Here is a 2,098-nt window from a genome sequence, read left to right on the forward strand (position 1 = left end):
AATGAACGAAACTCACGCCTGATCGTCAAGAACGGTTGAATGCGTTAACCCAGGATTCAGGGCGACGGCAAGTACGCCATCACACGGGACTCGCCCATCAGCAGCGGCTGATTGAGTTCCGCGCAGGCACGCAAATAGTCGGCTACCAGAGTGATCCGCTTGAGCTTGCGCAGATCCTCGCTGTAGTACATCCAGAACTGTCGAGTGACCTCGACCTCATCCGGCAGCACTTCACACAAGCGCGGGTCGGGACCGGCGAGGAAGCAGGGCAAAATGGCCAGCGCGCGGCCTTCCAAAGCCGCATGGTACTGGGAGACTACGCTGGTGCTGCGCAGGCGGCTGTGCGCGCCGGGCAGCAGGTCGTTCAGGTAGAGCAGCTTGAAGCTGAAGGCCAGGTCCTCGACATAGGTCACGAACGGGTGACTGGCCAAATCCTCGCTGCTGGTAATCGGTGGATGATCGGCCAGGTACTGCGGTGTCGCATACAGGCGCAAGCGATAGTCGCACAGGCGCGAGCACACGTAGGGCCCCCGTTCAGGACGCTCCAGGGTGATGGCGATGTCCGCCTCGCGTCGCGACAGGTTGACGAAGTGCGGGACCGGCAGGATGTCCACTGAGATGTGCGGATAGTGGATGATGAAATGGCTCATCTGCGTGGTGATGAAACAGGAGCCGAACGCTTCGGTACAGCCGATGCGCAAATGCCCGGCGAGCCCCGCGGTGGTTCCCGATACCTGCTCGCACGCTGCCAGCAATGTACTTTCCAATGATTCGGCGTGACTGATCAGGCGTTGCCCCTCGACCGTCATGACAAAACCCGACGCACGGGACTTCTCGAAAAGCAGTGCGCCAAGGCTTTGCTCAAGGGCGCGGATGCGCCTCGACACCGTGGTGTAGTCGACCCCCAGGCGGCGTGCTGCGCCACTGGCGGTGCGCGCACGGGCGACCTCGAGAAAGAAACGCATATCGTCCCAATTCACTTGGTTTTGCGTTGTGCGATTTTGCATATTCATCAGGCTTTTCTGCCAATTCTTATTGGAAACTAGCCAACATATACTCGCATCCAGCCTGGTTTTACCAGCAGCATTTCGCAAGCGGAAAGGCCCTGATTTCAATCAGGGCTGACGGCCTGAATGCAGGCTCAAAAGCCTGTTTTCAAGGCGAAAAAAGGCAACTGCGCGGCAGTGCAATCTGTCGCATTCGTACCCACCGCGGGTTCATGCGGCGGGCCCACTGTTGGCACCCGATTTCGCCATCAACATCCCCTCGCCTCCGGAAGATCGCCAGGGCAGCAACGACTCCAGCAGCATTCAGGTGACGCTCCGTTTCGGAACGTCGCCCGGGTACCCGTACGCCCCTCAAAAGGCCGACAAACAACAATTAAAAAAGCGGAGCCTCACGATGACGACTGACCATCCGAACCATGTCCAGATCTGCGCCCAGGTCAGGGCCAATCCCAACTTCCAACGACTTACGCGCCAGCGTTCGCTGCTGGCCTGGTCCCTGAGCGCCGTGGTCCTGGCCGTTTATTACAGCTTCATCATGGTCGTGGCCTTTGCACCCGCCTGGCTGCACTTGCCAATGTACGACGGCAGCCACCTGAGCCTCGGGATGCCGATTGGCGTGGCGATTATCCTGCTGTCCTGGTTGTTGACCGCCTGGTATGTGCACACCGCCAACACCCGCTTCGACGCGCTCAGCGCGCAGATCCTGCAGGAGACCCGCGCATGAAACCCCTACTCGCCCTGCTCGCCTTCAGCCCCTTGCTGGCCACCGCCGCCCCCATCACTGCCGAGAAACAACCGCTCAATGTGCATGCCATCGGCATGTTCTTCGTCTTCGTCCTCGCCACTTTGCTGATCACCTGGTGGGCGTCCCGTCGTACGCGTTCCGCTGCCGACTTCTACAGCGCCGGAGGCGGTATCACAGGCTTCCAGAATGGCCTGGCGATCGCCGGGGACTACATGTCTGCCGCCACGTTGCTGGGGCTCTCGAGCCTTGTGTTCACCAAGGGCTATGACGGCTTCATCTACATCATCGGCTTCTTCGTCGGCTGGCCCATCGTCACCTTCCTGATGGCCGAGCGCCTGCGCAACCT

2 protein-coding genes and 1 pseudogene are annotated in these 2,098 nt (G+C 60.1%); 2 read left to right on the plus strand and 1 reads right to left on the minus strand.

Going from position 1 to position 2,098, the window contains the following annotated elements; all coding sequences use genetic code 11:
- Nucleotides 1-56 precede the first annotated feature (56 nt).
- The gene (locus PG5_RS30385) at nucleotides 57-1,013 is read right to left on the minus strand and encodes a LysR family transcriptional regulator (protein ID WP_080725407.1); all 957 of its coding nucleotides are present in this window, start codon (nucleotides 1,011-1,013) and stop codon (nucleotides 57-59) included.
- A 388-nt stretch (nucleotides 1,014-1,401) separates the two neighbouring features.
- Between PG5_RS30385 and PG5_RS30390 the strand changes: the two genes are divergently transcribed.
- Together PG5_RS30390 and PG5_RS30395 are read left to right on the plus strand one after the other, a co-directional pair.
- The gene (locus PG5_RS30390; protein ID WP_020800907.1) at nucleotides 1,402-1,731 is read left to right on the plus strand and encodes a DUF485 domain-containing protein; all 330 of its coding nucleotides are present in this window, start codon (nucleotides 1,402-1,404) and stop codon (nucleotides 1,729-1,731) included.
- Nucleotides 1,728-2,098: pseudogene (locus PG5_RS30395) on the plus strand (cation acetate symporter); the annotation flags it as partial. The gene PG5_RS30390 and the pseudogene PG5_RS30395, both read left to right, overlap by 4 nt.

The sequence above is a fragment of the Pseudomonas sp. G5(2012) genome, from assembly GCF_000408945.1.
GTDB classification, from domain to species: Bacteria; Pseudomonadota; Gammaproteobacteria; order Pseudomonadales; family Pseudomonadaceae; genus Aquipseudomonas; species Aquipseudomonas umsongensis.